Consider the following 15914-nt stretch of genomic DNA (forward strand, 5'->3'; position numbering starts at 1 on the left):
GTTCGACATGACCGTCATCACCGACATCACGTCCAAACCGCACACCCTCGAAAAGACAGTGGCGGGCAAGAAGATCAGTCTGACCGCCGAGCAGGCCGAGGCATTCGGCCGCGAACTCGACGCGCTCAAGGAGCGTGTGATCGCTGACCTGGGCGAGCGTGACGCCACCTACATCCGACGGGTCATCAAGACGCAGCGCGCTTTCGAGATCGGCGGCCGTGCCCTGCTGTTCGGTGGAGTCTTCCCGCCGCTCTGGCTCGCGGGCACCGCGCTGCTCGGACTGTCGAAGATCCTCGACAACATGGAGATCGGCCACAACGTCATGCACGGTCAATACGACTGGATGGGGGATCCGAACATCTCCAGCCGCGGCTTCGAATGGGACACCGCGTGCCCGGGCGAGCAGTGGCGCCACTCGCACAACTACATGCACCACACCTATACCAACATCGTCGGCATGGACCGCGACGTCGGTTACGGCATCCTGCGAATGAGCAAGGACCAGAAGTGGACCCCGTACTTTCTGGGCAATCCCGTGTACGCCTTCCTTCTCATGGTGCTGTTCCAGTACGGCGTCGCGCTACACGAACTCGAGACCGAGCGTATCCGCGCCGGCGAGATCACGATCGCGGACAAGCGCGAAATCCTCGAGGGCATCTGGCGCAAGACCAAACGCCAGACACTCAAGGATTACGTCGCATTCCCGCTGTTGGCCGGGCCGTTCGCACCGTGGGTGGTCGCGGGGAACCTGACCGCGAACCTGATGCGCAACGTGTGGGCGTACATGATCATCTTCTGCGGTCACTTCCCCGACGACGTCCAGGAGTTCTCCGTCGAGGAGACCAAGGCCGAGACGCGGGGCCAGTGGTACTTCCGGCAGGTGCTGGGCTCGGCGAACCTGACCGGTGGAAGGCTGTTCCACATCCTGAGCGGAAATCTGTCGTTCCAGATCGAGCACCATCTGTTCCCCGACATTCCGGCGCACCGCCTGGCCGAGATCTCCGACGAGGTCAAGGACATCTGCACCCGCTACGGAATTCCGTACAACGCGGGGTCGCTGCCGCGGCAGTTCGCGACCGTGGTGCGCAAGATCGTCCGACTGGCGCTGCCGTAGCGACCCCGGGCGCGGCGAGACTGCGGTATTTGATGGGAATCGGCCGAAATCCGTCACAAACCGCAGTCTCGGCGCGCTTCGGGCGCGGGTCAGGTCTGGCAGACCGGACACCAGTAGGACACGCGATCACCCGGGTTGCCGGGGCGGGACGAGTCCGACTCGATCGGCGTGCCGCACCGGCGGCACGGTCGGCCACGCCGGCCATAGACCCACAAGTCGCGACCGCTGCGGGTGTCACCGGTCGTGGTGCGGTTGACGCGGGACCTGTTCAGCCACAGCATGTCTCGGGCCCGCTGCACCATCCGCAGCGGGTCCTTGACGCTGCCGACCGGGGTGGTGGGCAGGTAGCCGGTGACGAAGCAGAGCTCGTTGGCGTAGACGTTGCCGACGCCCGCCATCACCCGCTGGTCCAGTAGCGCCTCGGCCAGCGGCCGCTGCGGATCCTCGACGAGATTGGCCCTGGCGACGCGCGGTTCCCAGTCGTCGCCGAGCAGATCCGGGCCGAGGTGGGCGACGGCTTCCATATCGTGGTCACGTTGCAGGATCTCCAGCACGCCGAGGTCGACACCCGCGGCGCGGGAGTCGCTGGTGTGCAACAGAATCCGGATCTTGTACTCGGGTACCCGTCTTATCTGGCCGCCGATCAGCCAGGCGCCCTCCATTTTCAGATGCGAGTGGATGCTGGCGTCGCCGACGCGGATGAACAGGTGCTTGCCGCGGCTGATCACCTCGTCGACAACGCAGCCGGTCAGGTCCACCGTGGCGAACTTGGGCACCCGCACGTCGCAGCGCGTGAGCTGCTTGCCGGCCAACGCCTCGCGCAGTTTCGTGGCGGCGCGGTAGACCGTGTCACCCTCGGGCATGCGTCAGCGCCTTCTGTGCTTCGGGCAGGGCCCTCATCACCGTAGCCGCAGCCCCCGCGGTGTGCGGGCGAACCCGGCGCCCAGCAGGGCGTCGTGCACCGCCGCGCGCTCGCCCGCGGCACCCGGCTCGAGCACGGGAACACCGTTGACTTTCTCGACGAGGAATGATCCGACGCGACCGCTGCTGACCAGATCGGCCAGGGCCGCGGCGGCGGCGATGTGCGCATCGGTGTCGCCGGTGAAGCTCAGCAGTGAGCGCCCGCCGCGTTCGAGGAACCACACCAGTTCGCCGTCGACCATCGCGACCAGTGCACCGGCCTTGCGGCCCGGGCGGTGCGTGACGTCGTCGTCGGATCGTTTTGTCGGCCACGGGAGCGCGGCGCCGTAGGGGTTGGCCGGATCGGCGGCCGCCAGGACGACCGCGTGGTAGTCGCGGTGGTCCTGGTCGACGCTGTCCAGATAGGTGCGCAAGCGGTCCACCGTGGATGCGACGGCGAACTGTGCACCGCCGAGTGACTCGACGAAATAGCCCCGCTGGCACCGGCCGGCGTCTTCGAACGCCGTCAGCACCTTGTAGAGCATGGCGAACCCGCCGGGCACGCCTTCCGTGCCGACCGCGCCCTTGGTCAGCACCCCGTGGCGGCCCAGCAGCAGTTCGGCCTGAAAGTGCGCGCGCACAGTCGATTCCGGCTCGGCGACCGGCAGCGCCGACCACCGGCCGGCCACGGTGGGGTCCGCGTTGCGGGTCTGGGCGTGCGCGACGCTGTAGCTGCTCAACCTCGGCGCCCGTCGCCGCTGCCGATGCGCCGGTGTGCTGCGTCGCCCGGACGTCCCGCGAGTACCCATCAACTTGGCGCGCACCGGCGCGAACGTGTCGCCGGTGATCCAGCCCGCCCAGATCAGATCCCACAGCGCGTTCTTGTGGTCTTCGCTCGGATTGTCCGCGAGCTGACGAAAAAAGAAAGCGCCGCCGCGATCGAGCGTTTCGAGGATCGCCCGGTGGGTGTCGGTGAACTCGATCTCGGTGGGCGCGCTCAACGTCAACGGCGCCGACTCGGCGGAGTGGAAAGCGATCCACCCGTCGCCACCGCCGATCTGGCCGGCCCCCGACCACGTGACCTCACCGGAGGCCAGTAGTTCGTCGAGCATCGCCGGCTGGTAGTCGCGCACGCGTTGACCGAACACCAGGGGCTCGACGGCCGAAGCCGGAACCGGCACGCCCGAAAGCTGGTCGATCACGGCGGCCAGCCCGTCGACGCCGCTGTTGTGCGCCGAGCCGACCGACTGCCACGCGGGCAGGAAGCGTCCGTACGCTGCGGTGCTGACCGGCTCGATCTGCGCGCGCAGCGCCGCGAGCGACCGGCGCCGCAGAATCTTGAGCACGTCGGAGTCGCACCACTGCTCGGTGGAAACCGGGTCGGCGACCGGTAGGTCGGTGAACTCACCGCGAATCAGCTTGCCGTCGATGGCCATCCGGCCCAGCACGTCGGCGGTGACGCGCAGACCCAGGCCGAACCGGGCGGCCGCGTCGTGCGTGGTGAACGGTCCCCGGGTGCGGGCGTAGCGGCCCACCAGCTCGCCCAGCGGGTCGTCGACCGATTCGGTGAACGCCGTCGGCACCCCGACCGGTACGGCCACACCCACGCCGTCGCGCAACAGGCCGATGTCCTCGATGGCGGCCCACCACGTCTCGTCGGCGAAGGACACAGTCACGGCACGCTTGGCGGCACGCAAACCGTCGAGCCAGCCGCCGACGTCGGAAGTCGTGCAGCGTTCGGCGATCTCGGCTTCGGTCAACGGGCCCAGCAGCCGCAGCAGGTCGGCGATGCCCTCGGCGTCGCGGGCCTGCCGGTCGTCGCTCAGATGCTGGAGTTGTCGGGTCGTAGTCGTGATGACCTGCGGGTCGAGCAGCTCGCGCAACTCGACCCGGCCCAGCAGTTCGGCCAACAGCACACTGTCCAAAGACAGTGCCGCGGCCCGGCGTTCGGCCAGCGGGCTGTCGCCCTCGTACATGAAGGCGCCGACGTACCCGAACAACAGCGAGGCGGCGAACGGCGACGGCGTGGTGGTCTCCACCTCGACGATGCGTAACCGGCGCTGAGCAACCCGGTGCATCAGCTCAGTCAGAGCCGGCACGTCGTAGACGTCCTGCAGGCATTCCCGCACGGCCTCCAACACGATCGGGAAGTCGGGGTACTTGCGCGCGACGTCGAGCAGTTGCGCGGCGCGCTGGCGTTGGTGCCACAGCGGGGAACGCTTGCCGGGATGGCGGCGCGGCAACAGCAACGCGCGGGCGGCGCACTCGCGGAACCGGGACGCGAACAACGCCGACCCGCCGACCTCGGCGGTGACGATCGGCTCGATCTCGTCGGCGTCGAAGACGAACAGGTCGGCGCCGGGCGGCACGTCTTCGGTGTCGGGCAGGCGCACGATGATGCCGTCGTCGGAGGCGGTGGGCTTCTCCTCGATGCCGTACCGCTCGCGCAGCCGTCGCGACACCGCCAGCGCCAATGGGCCGTGCACCCGCAGTCCGTAGGGCGAGTGAAGGATGACGCGCCAGTCGCCGAGCTCATCGCGGAACCGTTCGACGACGAATGTCGCGTCGGAAGGGACAACACCCGTCGCCTGGCGTTGGTCGTCGATCAGCTGCCACAGATTGTCGGCGGCGAACTGGTCGAAACCCATTGACCGGCACCGCTGGTCGAACTCGTCGCGACCGAGGCGGGCCAACTCGCCGGTGTACGCCCCGACCGCGGCGCCCAGTTCGGCCGGGCGGCCGACGCCGTCGCCGCGCCAGAAGGGGAGTCGCGCCGGTTGGCCGGGTGCCGGGACCACCAGGACGCGGTCGTGGGTGATCTCGGTGATCCGCCAGCTCGTCGCGCCCAAAGAGATGACGTCGCTCGGCCGTGACTCGTACACCATCTCCTCGTCGAGTTCGCCGACACGGGAGGGCTTCTCGGAGTCGGTGGCCAGGTAGACCGTGAACAGGCCGCGGTCGGGGATCGCACCGCCGCTGGTGACCGCCAGCCGCTGTGCTCCGGGCCGAGCCGTCAGCGTGCCGGTGTCGCGGTCGTACACCAGGCGGGGCCGCAGCTCGGCGAACTCGGTCGACGGATACTTACCCGACAGCAGATCCAGCGTCGCCTCGAACGCGCTGCGGGGCAGGGTGGCGAACGGGGCGCTGCGCCGCACCGCGTCGAACCAGCGGTCGGCGTCGAGCGGTTCGAGCGCACACGCGGCGACGGTGTGCTGGGCCAGCACGTCGAGCGGGTTGGTGGGCACCCGCATGGTTTCGATCTCACCGGAGAGCATTCGCTTCACCGTTACCGCGCAGCCGATCAGGTCGGTGCGGTGTTTGGGGAACAGCACACCCTGCGAGATCTCGCCGACCTGGTGGCCGGCGCGGCCGATGCGCTGCAGCCCGCTGGCCACCGAGGGCGGGGCCTCCACCTGGATCACCAGATCGACTGCGCCCATGTCGATCCCGAGCTCCAGGCTCGAGGTCGCCACGACGGCCTTGAGTCGGCCGCTTTTCAGATCGTCCTCCACCAGCGCGCGCTGTTCCTTGCTGACCGAACCGTGGTGCGCGCGCGCCAGCAGTGTGGGCGCACCCGACGCCTGCCCGCTGCCCATGATGTGCGCGGGCGAACCGCCCGCGACCCCGGTGTTGGGACCCGTCTCGAGTTCCTGGCCGGTGCGCTCGGCGTGGATCTCGTTGAGCCGCGAGGTGAGTCGCTCGGCGAGTCGCCGCGAGTTGGCGAACACGATCGACGAGTTGTGCGATTCGACCAGGTCGACGATGCGTTCCTCGACGTCCGGCCAGATGGTGTTGTTCTCGAGGTTCGCCATGTCGGGCACCGGAACCTGGACCGACAGGTCGAATGTCTTGGCGGCGGGCGGCGCCACGATGGTCGTGCGGGCCTGGCCGGACAGGAACCGCGCCACCTCCTCGGGCGGACGGACGGTGGCCGACAACCCGATCCGCTGCGCGGCTGTGTCCAGCAGTTGGTCCAGCCGCTCGAGCGACAGCGCGAGGTGGGCGCCGCGTTTGGTGGCCGCGACGGCGTGTACCTCGTCGACGATGACCGTCTGAACGTCGGCCAGGGTGTCGCGCGCCGCCGAGGTCAACATCAGAAACAGCGATTCGGGCGTGGTGATGAGGATGTCGGGCGGCCGGGCGATCAGATCTCGCCGTTGCGCGGGCGAGGTGTCGCCGGAGCGCACGCCGACGCTGATCTGTGGGGCGGGTACGCCGCGCCGCTCGGCCACGCGGGCGATGCCGGTGAGTGGGGTGCGTAGGTTGCGCTCCACGTCGACGGCGAGCGCCTTCAGCGGCGAGACGTACAGCACTTTGGTGCCGGCCCGGGGTTCGGCGGGGCCGGACGCCAACTGGTCGATCGCCCATAGGAACGCCGCGAGCGTCTTACCGGACCCGGTCGGCGCGATGACGAGCGTGTTGTCGCCGTCGGCGATCGCCGCCCAGGCCTGGGCCTGGGCGGGCGTCGGCTCGGCGAACGTGCCGGTGAACCACTCCCGGGTCAGGTCGCTGAACCGGGCGAGGGGGTCTTTGCTCATCGACGTCCATGGTGCACCTCACCACCGACAAGTCCTCGGCCGCTTCGGCGCCCCAGGTGTCTCCCGGCGACAGTTGGCGCACCGAGAGCGCAGGTCAGCGGCGTTTCGGCGAGACCGCTTCGCGTAGGGCAGAAGGGATGCCAGGGACGCGTCCGACGGCGTCGAGCAGCGCGTGTGCGCACGCGTCGGCGACCGGTCCGGCCTCGATGGAGGGGTCCATCAGCCGTTGTCTGCACATCTCGAAGGTGAAGGCCAGCCAGCCATAGACGGTGATGCGGAGGTCGCGCTCGACCTTGGAGTCCAGGTCGTCGCCGAGGGCGGCGTGGATGCGGCCGAGGATGCGGTTGGCCTGACGGTCGTTGTCGGTGTCCTCGATGCCGCGCAGTACGGGGTCGGAGCGGCCGGATCCCACGTAGGCGGCCCACGCGCCGTGGGGGTGCTCGTCGTCATAGCGCAGATACGCGAGCACACCCTCGCGCACCTGGGCGAAAAGGCTCTGCCCGGACCGCGGGGGCACGTTGGTGGCCTCGAACAACCGCTCGCCCTCCGCGCGGATCACCGCGGCGAAGAACGCTCGCTTGTCCGGGAAGTAGTGGTACATCAGCGCCCGGGACACTCCGGCGCGCTCGGCGATCTCGTCGATGCGGACCTCGTCGTAGGGCCGCTGACCGAACACCTCGGCACCGAGCGTCAGCAGTTCGCTGCGTCGGTCGGCGGGGGAGAGCCGCCGTCGGGACTCGGCCATGCGCCTCATCGTAGTGAACACATGTCAAACAGCGGCTCTCCCGGAGTATTCGGACCGCTGCGGGGTAACCCGCGCAGGAACAGACATCAAACAGACTTCAGATGAAAGGCGATCGATGAGCTTCCCCGAACAGCAGCAGTCCCCGCCCGGCGTGCAGAGCGAGATGACCCCGGCCCCCGACTGCGGTGAAACGAGCTACCGCGGATCGGGCCGGCTGACCGGCAAGCGCGCGATCATCACCGGCGGCGACAGCGGAATCGGCCGCGCGGTCGCCATCGCCTACGCGCGCGAGGGCGCCGACGTGCTGATCGCTTACCTGAACGAGGATGGCGACGCCAAGGAGGTGCAGAAGTACGTCGAGGACGCCGGCCGCAAATGCGTACTGGTGCCGGGCGATCTGTCGGACCCGGCGCACTGCCGCGCGGTCGTGGACCGCGCCGTCGAGGAGTTCGGCGGTATCGATGTGCTCGTCAACAACGCCGCCTATCAGATGACGCACGACTCCCTCGACGAGATCAGCGACGAGGAATGGGATTACACGTTCCGGCTCAACATCGGGGCGTACTTCTACCTCGTGAAGGCCGCGCTGCCGCACATGGGCGCCGGTGCGTCGATCATCGGTAGTTCGTCGGTGAATTCCGACATGCCGAATCCGAAGCTGGCGCCGTACGCGGCGACCAAGGCAGCGATCGCCAACTTCTCCGCGAGCCTGGCCGAGATGTTGGGGGAGAAGGGCATTCGCGCCAACAGTGTGGCGCCGGGCCCGATCTGGACACCGTTGATCCCGTCGACCATGCCGCCGGAGAAGGTCAAGCAGTTCGGCGAGAACACGCCGTTGGGCCGTGCGGGACAGCCGGTCGAGTTGGCGCCGGTCTACGTGATGCTGGCCTCCGATGAGGCGAGCTACGTGACGGGCGCGCGGATTGCGGTCACCGGGGGCAGACCAATCCTGTAGGGCGACCTAGACTGGCGCGATGATCGAGTTACGCATCGACCGCACCATCGCCGCGGCGCCCGAGCGCGTATTCGACTGGCTTGCCGACCCGAAGAGCCTCACCGCCGCGCCGCTCGTGCTCGGCGCCCGGCTGGCGAAGGGGTCGTCGGCGCTGAAGGCCGGCGCGGTGCGGACCGTGACCGGCACCGGCATGTGGTTCGAAGAGGAGTACACGGCCTACGACCCGCCGCACAGCTACTCCTACCTGATCCTGCGCTCGGTTCCGGGTTTCGTTCACGACGGCGGCACGCTGACGTTCACCCCCGCAGGCGCCGGCACCCACGTCGAGTGGGTGACCAGGTACACCCATCCGCTGTGGTCCGGCGGCAAGGCGTTCGAACCCGTGAGTTCGCGGCTGCTCCGATGGAACTTTCGCGCTGTTCTCGACGGCTGCGCCAAGGCGTTGGAGACGTCCTAACCGAAGTGCACGCCTTGCGCCAGCGGTAGTTCGGTCGAGTAGTTGACGGTGTTGGTGGCCCGCCGCATGTAGGCCTTCCACGAGTCCGAGCCCGACTCGCGGCCGCCGCCGGTCTGCTTCTCGCCACCGAATGCGCCTCCGATCTCGGCGCCCGAGGTCCCGATGTTGACATTGGCGATCCCACAGTCCGAGCCGTCGGCGGCCAGGAACCGCTCCGCCTCGCGCATGTCGAGGGTGAAGATCGACGACGAAAGTCCCTGCGGAACAGCGTTGTTCATCGCGATCGCCTCATCGAGGGTGTCGTATGTCATCACGTACAGGATCGGGGCGAACGTCTCGGCATGCACGACCTCGGTCTGGGCGGGCATGCGCACCACCGCCGGTGCGACGTAGTAGGCGCTCTCGTCGCCGACGTCTTGACGCTGCCCGCCGATGACCTCGCCGCCGTCGGCACCGGCAATCTCCAACGCGCGCACCATGTCCCGATATGCGGTCTCATGGATCAGCGGGCCCACGAGCGTGCCGTCGACCGACGGATCACCGACAGGAAGTTGCCGGTAGGCGGCGACGATCCGCTGGACCACGTCGTCGGCGACGGAGGAGTGCACGATCAGCCTGCGCAGCGTCGTGCACCGCTGCCCCGCCGTGCCCGCAGCGCTGAACACGATCGCGCGTACCGCCAATTCGAGATCGGCCGACGGCGTCACGATCGCGGCGTTGTTGCCGCCGAGTTCGAGCAGGACCTTGCCGAAGCGCTGCGCCACCCGGGGTCCGACCCGCTGGCCCATCCGCACCGACCCCGTCGCGCTGAGCAAGGCGACCCGCGGATCGTCGACGAGGCGTTCGCCGATCTCGCGCCCGCCCAGAACCAACCGGCTCACCTCGGGCGGCGCCCCGACATCGCCGGCGGCGCGCTCGATCAACGCCTGACACGCCAGCGCGGTCAACGGGGTCAGCTCCGACGGCTTCCACACCACGGTGTCACCGCACACCAACGCCACGGCCGCGTTCCACGCCCACACCGCGACGGGGAAGTTGAACGCGGTGATCACGCCGACCACGCCGAGCGGATGCCAGGTCTCCATCAACCGGTGGCCGGGACGCTCGGAGGCGATGGTGCGGCCGTAGAGCTGGCGCGACAGGCCCACGGCGTACTGGCAGACGTCGATCATCTCCTGCACCTCGCCGAGCGCCTCGGAGGTGATCTTCCCGGCCTCCAGCGTCACCAGCGTGGCAAGGTCGGCCTTGTGGGTGACCAGCAGCTCACAAAGCCGTCCCACCAGAGCGCCGCGGACGGGCGCCGGTGTGGTGCGCCATGTCGTGAACGCCTGTGCCGCTTCGGCGATCGCGCGTGCGGTGTCCTGCGCCGTCGTCTCGGCGACGGTGAACAGCACCTCACCGGTGATCGGTGTGCCGGCCTGCAATCCGTGCTCCCCGGCGGCGCCGAGGTCCCCGTCCCAGCCGACGGCGCTGAGCGCCTCGCGAGCGCGGGTGCGCAGAGTCTCGACCGCGGGAAGTGTCGCTGTCGTCATGATCGTCATTGTGCTGCTTTCTCGTAGAGCGCGTAAGGGTCGTGAACGGGCTTGTCAATCCGGTCCGACAGCCAGGCCATGCTGTAGTCGAAGCCACCGGCGGACACGTCGGCCCGTGCGTCGTCATCGAGGTTCGAGCGGAAGATGCCGGCCGCGGAAGCGGGCAGGAAGTCCTCGTAGACAACCGGTTTCGACGGGTTTCCGCCGCGGTAGTAGGCCAGACCGGACGCGGCCAGCGCTTCGTCGGTAGTCGGGAAGTACTGAGACCAGACGGCGGCCGGATCCGGTGTGGCCATCGCGGCGTCGAAGCGTTCGCGCCCTCGGGGCGTCAGCGCCACACCGCGAGCCTCGACCTCGCCGAAGCGCACCCGCAACGCGCGCCCCGACACCGCCCCGTCCGGTTCGCGGAAGCGCCTCTGCTCCGCAAGCGCGCGAAAAGACGTCTGCCGCAACATCACTGGGGGACCGTCGACACGCGGTGGGCCCTGGATCGCGTCGATCATCGTGATGCCGCGATCCGCCATCCGGCGGTACAGCTCGTCGATGTCGAGTACCCGCGGCGTGAGGTGGTTGATGTGGGTGGTGGTGACGCCCGCGATGTCGGCCGCCACCGCGGACACCCTGCTCAGCTCCTCGTACCACCCGCGGTCGATCGGTGTGCGCGACAACGCGAACGCGGCCACCGCGTCGGCGACGAACCGTTCGCCGCGGTCCCGGTCCACGCTTCCGGCCGTCGCGATGCGCCGGGCTTCGGCGATCAACGCGGGGTCGAACAAGTGGCGACGCCCCACGAACTCCTCGACCCGGACCCGTAGTTCGGCGGGGAAGAAGCGGCCGTCGGCGGTGGCGAGCATCGAGGTGAACACCCGGAACGGGTTGCGCCGCAGTTCATCGGGATCGATCGGACGAAACGCCGTCGACACCACGGGTACCGGCGAAGCGGCTTCGCGCAGGTCGTAGAAGCCGACCGGGTACATGCCGAACGCCGCGAACAGGTCGGCGACCCCGGCGAGTTCGGCGGCGCTGCCGACCCGGATCGCCCCGTGCCGCTCGGCGGTGACTCGCTCGAGCGAGCCGAATCGTTCGGGGTCGGGTGCGCTCGCGGCATGCTCGCGATTCACCTCGGAAGCGACCTCGACGAGGGCGGTGTAGGCGGGCACCTCGGCGCCGTACATCCGGGACAGTTCGGCGGCGAACCGGGCTCGCAGTTGCCAGGGTTCAAGGCTCTTCGGGGTCACCGCGGGCACCGCCTCCGATACAGTGCCGCCATGGCTGGAGCCCCCGAACAGCCCGATACCGCGACGCATCTCGACGATATCGACCGCACCCTGGTTCGTGAACTGATCGCCGACGGCCGCGCGACGCTGGCGCATCTGGCCGCTACCGCGGGCCTCTCGGTCTCGGCGGTGCAGTCACGGGTGCGCCGGCTCGAGGCGCGAGGTGTGGTGACCGGATACTCGGCCCGGATCAATCCCGAAGCGGTCGGCAAGATGCTGTCGGCATTCGTGGCGATCACTCCTCTCGATCCCTCGCAGCCCGACGACGCTCCCGCCCGCCTCCAACACATCGAGGCCATCGAGTCCTGTCATTCGGTGGCCGGCGACGAAAGCTACGTCCTGCTGGTCCGCGTCGAGTCGGCGCGGGCGCTCGAGAACCTGTTGCAGCAGATTCGCACCGCCGCCAATGTGCGGACGCGAAGCACGATCATCCTACAGACGTTTTACGAGCGACGCGACCTGGTCCCGTAACTATTACGGCTTAGCCAAGGATAAACAGTAAAAATCCTGCTAACCTGGGCAGCATGACCGATCTCCTCGCGCGCCCCGCCGTCGACGCGCCGGTGGCCGGTGTCGGGCCCGGCGACGTCCATGCCGTGCTGTCGCGCAGCATCCTGGCCGACGGGATGGACTTGGTCCTCGACATGCAGCGGTCGTCGGGTTCGCATCTGGTCGACGCACGGACCGGCGATCGCTTCCTGGACATGTTCACCTTCTTCGCATCGTCCGCGCTGGGGATGAATCACCCGGCGCTGGCCGGCGACGACGACTTCCTCGCCGAGCTGGCCCGGGCCGCTGTCAACAAGCCGAGCAACTCGGATGTGTACTCGGTGCCGATGGCTCGCTTCGTCGACACCTTCGTGCGCGTGCTCGGCGATCCTGCGCTGCCGCACCTGTTCTTCGTGGACGGCGGAGCGCTCGCGGTGGAGAACGCGCTGAAGGTGGCCTTCGACTGGAAGAGCAGACACAACGAGGCCAACGGGCGAGACGCCGCGCTCGGCGCCAAGGTTCTGCACCTGCGCGGGGCGTTCCACGGCCGCAGCGGCTACACCTTGTCGCTGACCAACACCGATCCGGTCAAGGTGGCGCGGTTCCCGAAATTCGACTGGCCGCGCATCGACGCGCCGGTGATCCGCCCTGGTCTGGACGATGAAGCCATGGACGCCATCGAGGCCGAGTCGCTGCGTCAGGCGCGGGAGGCGTTCGAGGCCCACCCGCACGACATCGCGTGTTTCATCGCCGAACCGATTCAGGGCGAAGGGGGTGACCGCCACTTCCGGCCACAGTTCTTCGCGGCGATGCGCGAGCTGTGCGACGAGTTCGACGCGCTGCTGATCTTCGACGAGGTGCAGACGGGATGCGGCCTGACCGGGACGTCGTGGGCCTACCAACAGCTCGGTGTGACACCCGACGTGGTCGCCTTCGGCAAGAAGACCCAGGTCTGCGGCATCATGGCCGGTCACCGCGTCGACACCGTGCCCGACAACGTCTTCACCGTGAGCTCGCGGCTGAACTCGACGTGGGGCGGCAACCTCGCCGACATGGTGCGGGCCCGCCGCATCCTCGAGGTCATCGAGGCCGACGGGCTGGTGGCCCGCGCGGCCGAGATGGGCCACTATCTGCTGGCCCGGCTCGGGGTCCTGCCCGCGGAGTTTCCAGGGGTCGTCCTCGACGTTCGGGGCCGCGGGCTGATGTGCGCGTTCAGCCTGCCGACGCCTGCGCTTCGCGACGAGCTGATTCGCAGGCTGTGGGACCGGCGGGTGATCCTGCTGCCGAGCGGAGCGTGCAGCGTGCGATTCCGGCCCGCGCTGACGGTGTCGCGCGAGGACATCGACGCCGCCATCGACGCGACCCGGGCCGCCGTGCGGGACGCGCTCAGCTGATCTGCGTCGGGGCCGACGGCTCCAGCAGTCGCCGAATCGTCGACCGTAACCGGGGTAGGTCGGCGCCACCGACCAGCTCGCATCCATGAAGCTCGGCGAGTTTGCGTGCGGCGGCGGTGAATTCGTGGTTCGTGACGACCATCGTCTTGCTGCAGTCCTGCATCGGCGCGCCCGCCACCACTTCCTGTACAGCGCTCGCTCCGACCGGGCGCGACTGGCGTTTGCACTGTATGGCGATGCGATTCGGTCGTCTGCCGACGATGATGTCGACCCCCCAATCGCCTGTGATCGCGGTCATGATCACCGGCACCCCGCAGGATCGGGCCACCCGTGCCACGTGATCCTCGAACTCCGGGCCCGACATCGCGGCGGTGCGGTCCTCGCGTGCGCCGGGAGTGGTGACGCCGACAAGGGTGCCTGCGAGGAAGCGTGGGAGCGCGGCGAGCACCAGCGGGGCGACGAGTCCGAGCGCGAAGCTCCACTGCGGCGCGACCCCGAACAGCCATGCCCCCACGCCCGCCGCCGAGGCCGAGGCCAGGTACAGCTTTACGATCACGCGACGGATCGTAAGGCGCGCCCCCGACATCCCCGCGCCGGCCGAGCCGACGTTTGTCCGAGAAACGAGTGGCCGATCGTGGTGGAATACACGTGTGCAATCACCGGAGTCAACCTGCGGTCATGACTGACGAGCTGCCCGATTCCGACGGGCAGACACCCGTCGAGCAGGCCCTCGCGGGCGGCGACCCGCATCGGGTGGGGTGGTTCCGGTTCTACTTCGCCGACCAACGCTGGGAATGGTCGCCGCAAGTCGAACGGATGCACGGCTACGAGCCGGGGACCACGGAGCCGACGACCGAACTCGTGTTGTCCCACAAACACCCCGACGACTACCGCCAGGTGGCGGCGACCTTGGACGAGATCCGGCGTACGTCGGGCGCGTTTTCCACCCGCCACCGGATCATCGACACCCGCGGGCAGGTGCACCACGTCGTCGTCGTCGGTGACCAGCTCTTCGACGACACCGATCAGGTGGTGGGCACCCACGGGTTCTACGTCGACGTCACCCCGTCCACCCTGCAGCGGCACGACCGGGCCTTCAGCGCCGCGGTCACCGAGATGGCCGAGGCCCGCGGACCGATCGAGCAGGCCAAAGGGATGCTGATGCTCATCTATCGGATCTCGGCGGATTCGGCGTTCGAGCTGCTCCGGTGGCGTTCGCAGGAGACCAACACCAAGCTGCGGGTGTTGGCTGAGCAAATTGCCAGAGACTTCCTGGGGCTGACCTACGAGGAGGAGTTGCCGCCGCGGTCCACCTATGACCGGCTCCTGCTGACCGCGCACTATCGCGTCGAAAACTGAGGTTTACCGAGCCGGGCAGCCGGGAACACCCTCTGCGTCTCATTCATATCGCTGATTGCGCAGCAAATTCGGGAGTTCTCGTCGTGTACCACGGTCCCAGCGAGCTGAGGCATGTCGACACCGGCATCCGCGACGCAGTGCGGTTCGCCATCGGGATCGGTGCCACCGGCGCGATCTTCCTGCTCGGCGCGATGGTGTGGGTGAGCACCTGCCAGGGCGCCACGGCCGACACCCTGGCCTGCGGCGCGCCCCAGCGGACCCTGTTGGCCCTCGGGGCGCCCGCCGTCCTGCTGCTGGGCGGGGCGCGCGCCTTCTTCCGCGCCTATCAGAACTGGCGCAGGGGCGAGATGTCGACGGCGTGGCAAGGCGCGGGATGGTTCCTGCTGACGTCGATGCTGCTGGTGCTCATGACGAGCATGCCCGCGCTCACCGGTTTCGCGGTGCTCGGCGGATGAACACGCCCGGCAGCGATGACCGACCGTTGACCGCCGTGGCGCTGGTGTGCAGCCTCAAGCCCAGCCCCGCGGAGTCGAGCAGTGCGTTGATGGCCGAACACATCTGCGAGAACCTGCGCGGTGCGGGGGTCGAGACGGAGGTGGTGCGCTGCGTTGACTACGCGATCGCCCCGGGTGTCGAGGCCGATATGGGCGACGGCGACGAATGGCCCCGCATCCGCGAGAAACTGTTGCGCGCCGACATCCTGGTGCTGTCCACCCCGATCTGGTTGGGGCATCCGGCCAGCGTGACACAGCGTGTGCTGGAGCGGCTCGATGCCGAACTGTCCAACACCGACGACGCGGGCCGGCCGGTCATGGTCGGCAAGGTCGCAGTGGTCGGGGTCGTCGGCAACGAGGACGGCGCGCACAAGGTGATCGCCGACTGCTTTCAAGGCCTCAACGACATCGGCTACACCATTCCGGCCCAGGGTGGCACCTACTGGACCGGCGAAGCGATGCAGAGCACCGACTACAAGGACCTCGACGAGGTGCCCGAACCTGTCGCGTCGACGACTGCCGCGTTGGCCCGCAATGCTGCTCATCTCGCGGCAGCCCTGCGCGCCGATCAGTATCTGTCGTACCGGTGACGGCCGCTCACGGCCCGTTTCTGCCCCTGTGAGGTCGGGTAGTTCTAGCGTTGTCAGTAACCCATATCCG

Annotated in this window: 14 protein-coding genes; 8 read left to right on the plus strand and 6 right to left on the minus strand. The window is 68.5% G+C overall.

The window, feature by feature from the left end; all coding sequences use genetic code 11:
- Positions 1-7: 7 nt before the first annotated feature.
- Positions 8-1114 (plus strand): fatty acid desaturase family protein, encoded by a 1107-nt coding sequence (locus AU197_RS01915; RefSeq protein WP_064400875.1) that lies wholly within the window; start codon positions 8-10, stop codon positions 1112-1114.
- 89 nt (positions 1115-1203) lie between these two features.
- On the opposite strand, the gene nei2 is transcribed toward AU197_RS01915, so the two are convergent.
- The 3 genes from nei2 to AU197_RS01930 all read right to left on the minus strand — a co-directional run bounded on the left by nei2 (position 1204) and on the right by AU197_RS01930 (position 7297).
- The gene (nei2, locus tag AU197_RS01920; protein WP_064400673.1) at positions 1204-1977 is read right to left on the minus strand and encodes an endonuclease VIII Nei2; all 774 of its coding nucleotides are present in this window, start codon (positions 1975-1977) and stop codon (positions 1204-1206) included.
- A 36-nt stretch (positions 1978-2013) separates the two neighbouring features.
- Positions 2014-6552, minus strand: coding sequence for an ATP-dependent helicase (locus AU197_RS01925; protein WP_064400674.1), 4539 nt, complete (start codon positions 6550-6552; stop codon positions 2014-2016).
- A 94-nt stretch (positions 6553-6646) separates the two neighbouring features.
- Positions 6647-7297, minus strand: a complete 651-nt coding sequence (locus tag AU197_RS01930; protein ID WP_064400675.1) for a TetR/AcrR family transcriptional regulator — start codon at positions 7295-7297, stop codon at positions 6647-6649.
- A 115-nt stretch (positions 7298-7412) separates the two neighbouring features.
- On the opposite strand from AU197_RS01930, the gene AU197_RS01935 reads away from it, so the two are divergent.
- On the plus strand, positions 7413-8252 hold the full coding sequence (locus tag AU197_RS01935) for an SDR family oxidoreductase (protein WP_064400676.1): 840 nt from the start codon (positions 7413-7415) through the stop codon (positions 8250-8252).
- Between the two features lie 19 nt (positions 8253-8271).
- A complete protein-coding gene (locus AU197_RS01940) occupies positions 8272-8709 on the plus strand; it encodes an SRPBCC family protein (RefSeq protein ID WP_064400677.1) in 438 nt (145 codons plus the stop codon).
- Here AU197_RS01940 and amaB read toward each other — a convergent pair.
- Positions 8706-10241: an L-piperidine-6-carboxylate dehydrogenase gene (gene amaB, locus AU197_RS01945; protein WP_502687843.1), complete on the minus strand. Its 1536-nt coding sequence runs from the start codon at positions 10239-10241 to the stop codon at positions 8706-8708. The two genes, AU197_RS01940 and amaB, sit on opposite strands and share 4 nt — an antisense overlap.
- Before the next feature lie 5 nt (positions 10242-10246).
- Positions 10247-11416: a 2-oxoadipate dioxygenase/decarboxylase gene (hglS, locus tag AU197_RS01950; protein WP_231744802.1), complete on the minus strand. Its 1170-nt coding sequence runs from the start codon at positions 11414-11416 to the stop codon at positions 10247-10249.
- A gap of 93 nt (positions 11417-11509) precedes the next feature.
- On the opposite strand from hglS, the gene AU197_RS01955 reads away from it, so the two are divergent.
- Positions 11510-11989 (plus strand): Lrp/AsnC family transcriptional regulator, encoded by a 480-nt coding sequence (locus AU197_RS01955; protein ID WP_064400679.1) that lies wholly within the window; start codon positions 11510-11512, stop codon positions 11987-11989.
- 53 nt (positions 11990-12042) lie between these two features.
- The gene (gene lat / locus AU197_RS01960) at positions 12043-13401 is read left to right on the plus strand and encodes an L-lysine 6-transaminase (RefSeq protein WP_064400680.1); all 1359 of its coding nucleotides are present in this window, start codon (positions 12043-12045) and stop codon (positions 13399-13401) included.
- On the opposite strand, the gene AU197_RS01965 is transcribed toward lat, so the two are convergent.
- Positions 13394-13987 (minus strand): restriction endonuclease, encoded by a 594-nt coding sequence (locus AU197_RS01965; protein ID WP_064400681.1) that lies wholly within the window; start codon positions 13985-13987, stop codon positions 13394-13396. The genes lat and AU197_RS01965 overlap by 8 nt on opposite strands.
- Positions 13988-14079: 92 nt before the next feature.
- Here AU197_RS01965 and AU197_RS01970 point away from each other — a divergent pair, with 92 nt between their 5' ends.
- The 3 genes from AU197_RS01970 to AU197_RS01980 all read left to right on the plus strand — a co-directional run bounded on the left by AU197_RS01970 (position 14080) and on the right by AU197_RS01980 (position 15844).
- A complete protein-coding gene (locus AU197_RS01970; RefSeq protein WP_064400682.1) occupies positions 14080-14760 on the plus strand; it encodes a PAS and ANTAR domain-containing protein in 681 nt (226 codons plus the stop codon).
- Between the two features lie 83 nt (positions 14761-14843).
- On the plus strand, positions 14844-15215 hold the full coding sequence (locus AU197_RS01975) for a hypothetical protein (RefSeq protein ID WP_064400683.1): 372 nt from the start codon (positions 14844-14846) through the stop codon (positions 15213-15215).
- Complete coding sequence (locus AU197_RS01980; RefSeq protein ID WP_064400684.1) at positions 15212-15844, plus strand: flavodoxin family protein; 633 nt, start codon at positions 15212-15214, stop codon at positions 15842-15844. Before AU197_RS01975 ends, AU197_RS01980 begins: the two co-directional genes overlap by 4 nt.
- The last annotated feature ends 70 nt before the right edge of the window (positions 15845-15914 follow it).

It is taken from the genome of Mycobacterium sp. IS-1590, assembly GCF_001500025.1.
Lineage (GTDB): Bacteria > Actinomycetota > Actinomycetes > Mycobacteriales > Mycobacteriaceae > Mycobacterium.

Coding starts and splice junctions, on each gene's coding strand:
- AU197_RS01915 (WP_064400875.1), top strand. CDS start 8: ATGACCGTCATCACCGACATCACGTCCAAACCGCACACCCTCGAAAAG.
- nei2 (WP_064400673.1), bottom strand. CDS start 1,977: ATGCCCGAGGGTGACACGGTCTACCGCGCCGCCACGAAACTGCGCGAG.
- AU197_RS01925 (WP_064400674.1), bottom strand. CDS start 6,552: ATGAGCAAAGACCCCCTCGCCCGGTTCAGCGACCTGACCCGGGAGTGG.
- AU197_RS01930 (WP_064400675.1), bottom strand. CDS start 7,297: ATGGCCGAGTCCCGACGGCGGCTCTCCCCCGCCGACCGACGCAGCGAA.
- AU197_RS01935 (WP_064400676.1), top strand. CDS start 7,413: ATGAGCTTCCCCGAACAGCAGCAGTCCCCGCCCGGCGTGCAGAGCGAG.
- AU197_RS01940 (WP_064400677.1), top strand. CDS start 8,272: ATGATCGAGTTACGCATCGACCGCACCATCGCCGCGGCGCCCGAGCGC.
- amaB (WP_502687843.1), bottom strand. CDS start 10,241: ATGACGACAGCGACACTTCCCGCGGTCGAGACTCTGCGCACCCGCGCT.
- hglS (WP_231744802.1), bottom strand. CDS start 11,416: ATGTACGGCGCCGAGGTGCCCGCCTACACCGCCCTCGTCGAGGTCGCT.
- AU197_RS01955 (WP_064400679.1), top strand. CDS start 11,510: ATGGCTGGAGCCCCCGAACAGCCCGATACCGCGACGCATCTCGACGAT.
- lat (WP_064400680.1), top strand. CDS start 12,043: ATGACCGATCTCCTCGCGCGCCCCGCCGTCGACGCGCCGGTGGCCGGT.
- AU197_RS01965 (WP_064400681.1), bottom strand. CDS start 13,987: ATGTCGGGGGCGCGCCTTACGATCCGTCGCGTGATCGTAAAGCTGTAC.
- AU197_RS01970 (WP_064400682.1), top strand. CDS start 14,080: ATGACTGACGAGCTGCCCGATTCCGACGGGCAGACACCCGTCGAGCAG.
- AU197_RS01980 (WP_064400684.1), top strand. CDS start 15,212: ATGAACACGCCCGGCAGCGATGACCGACCGTTGACCGCCGTGGCGCTG.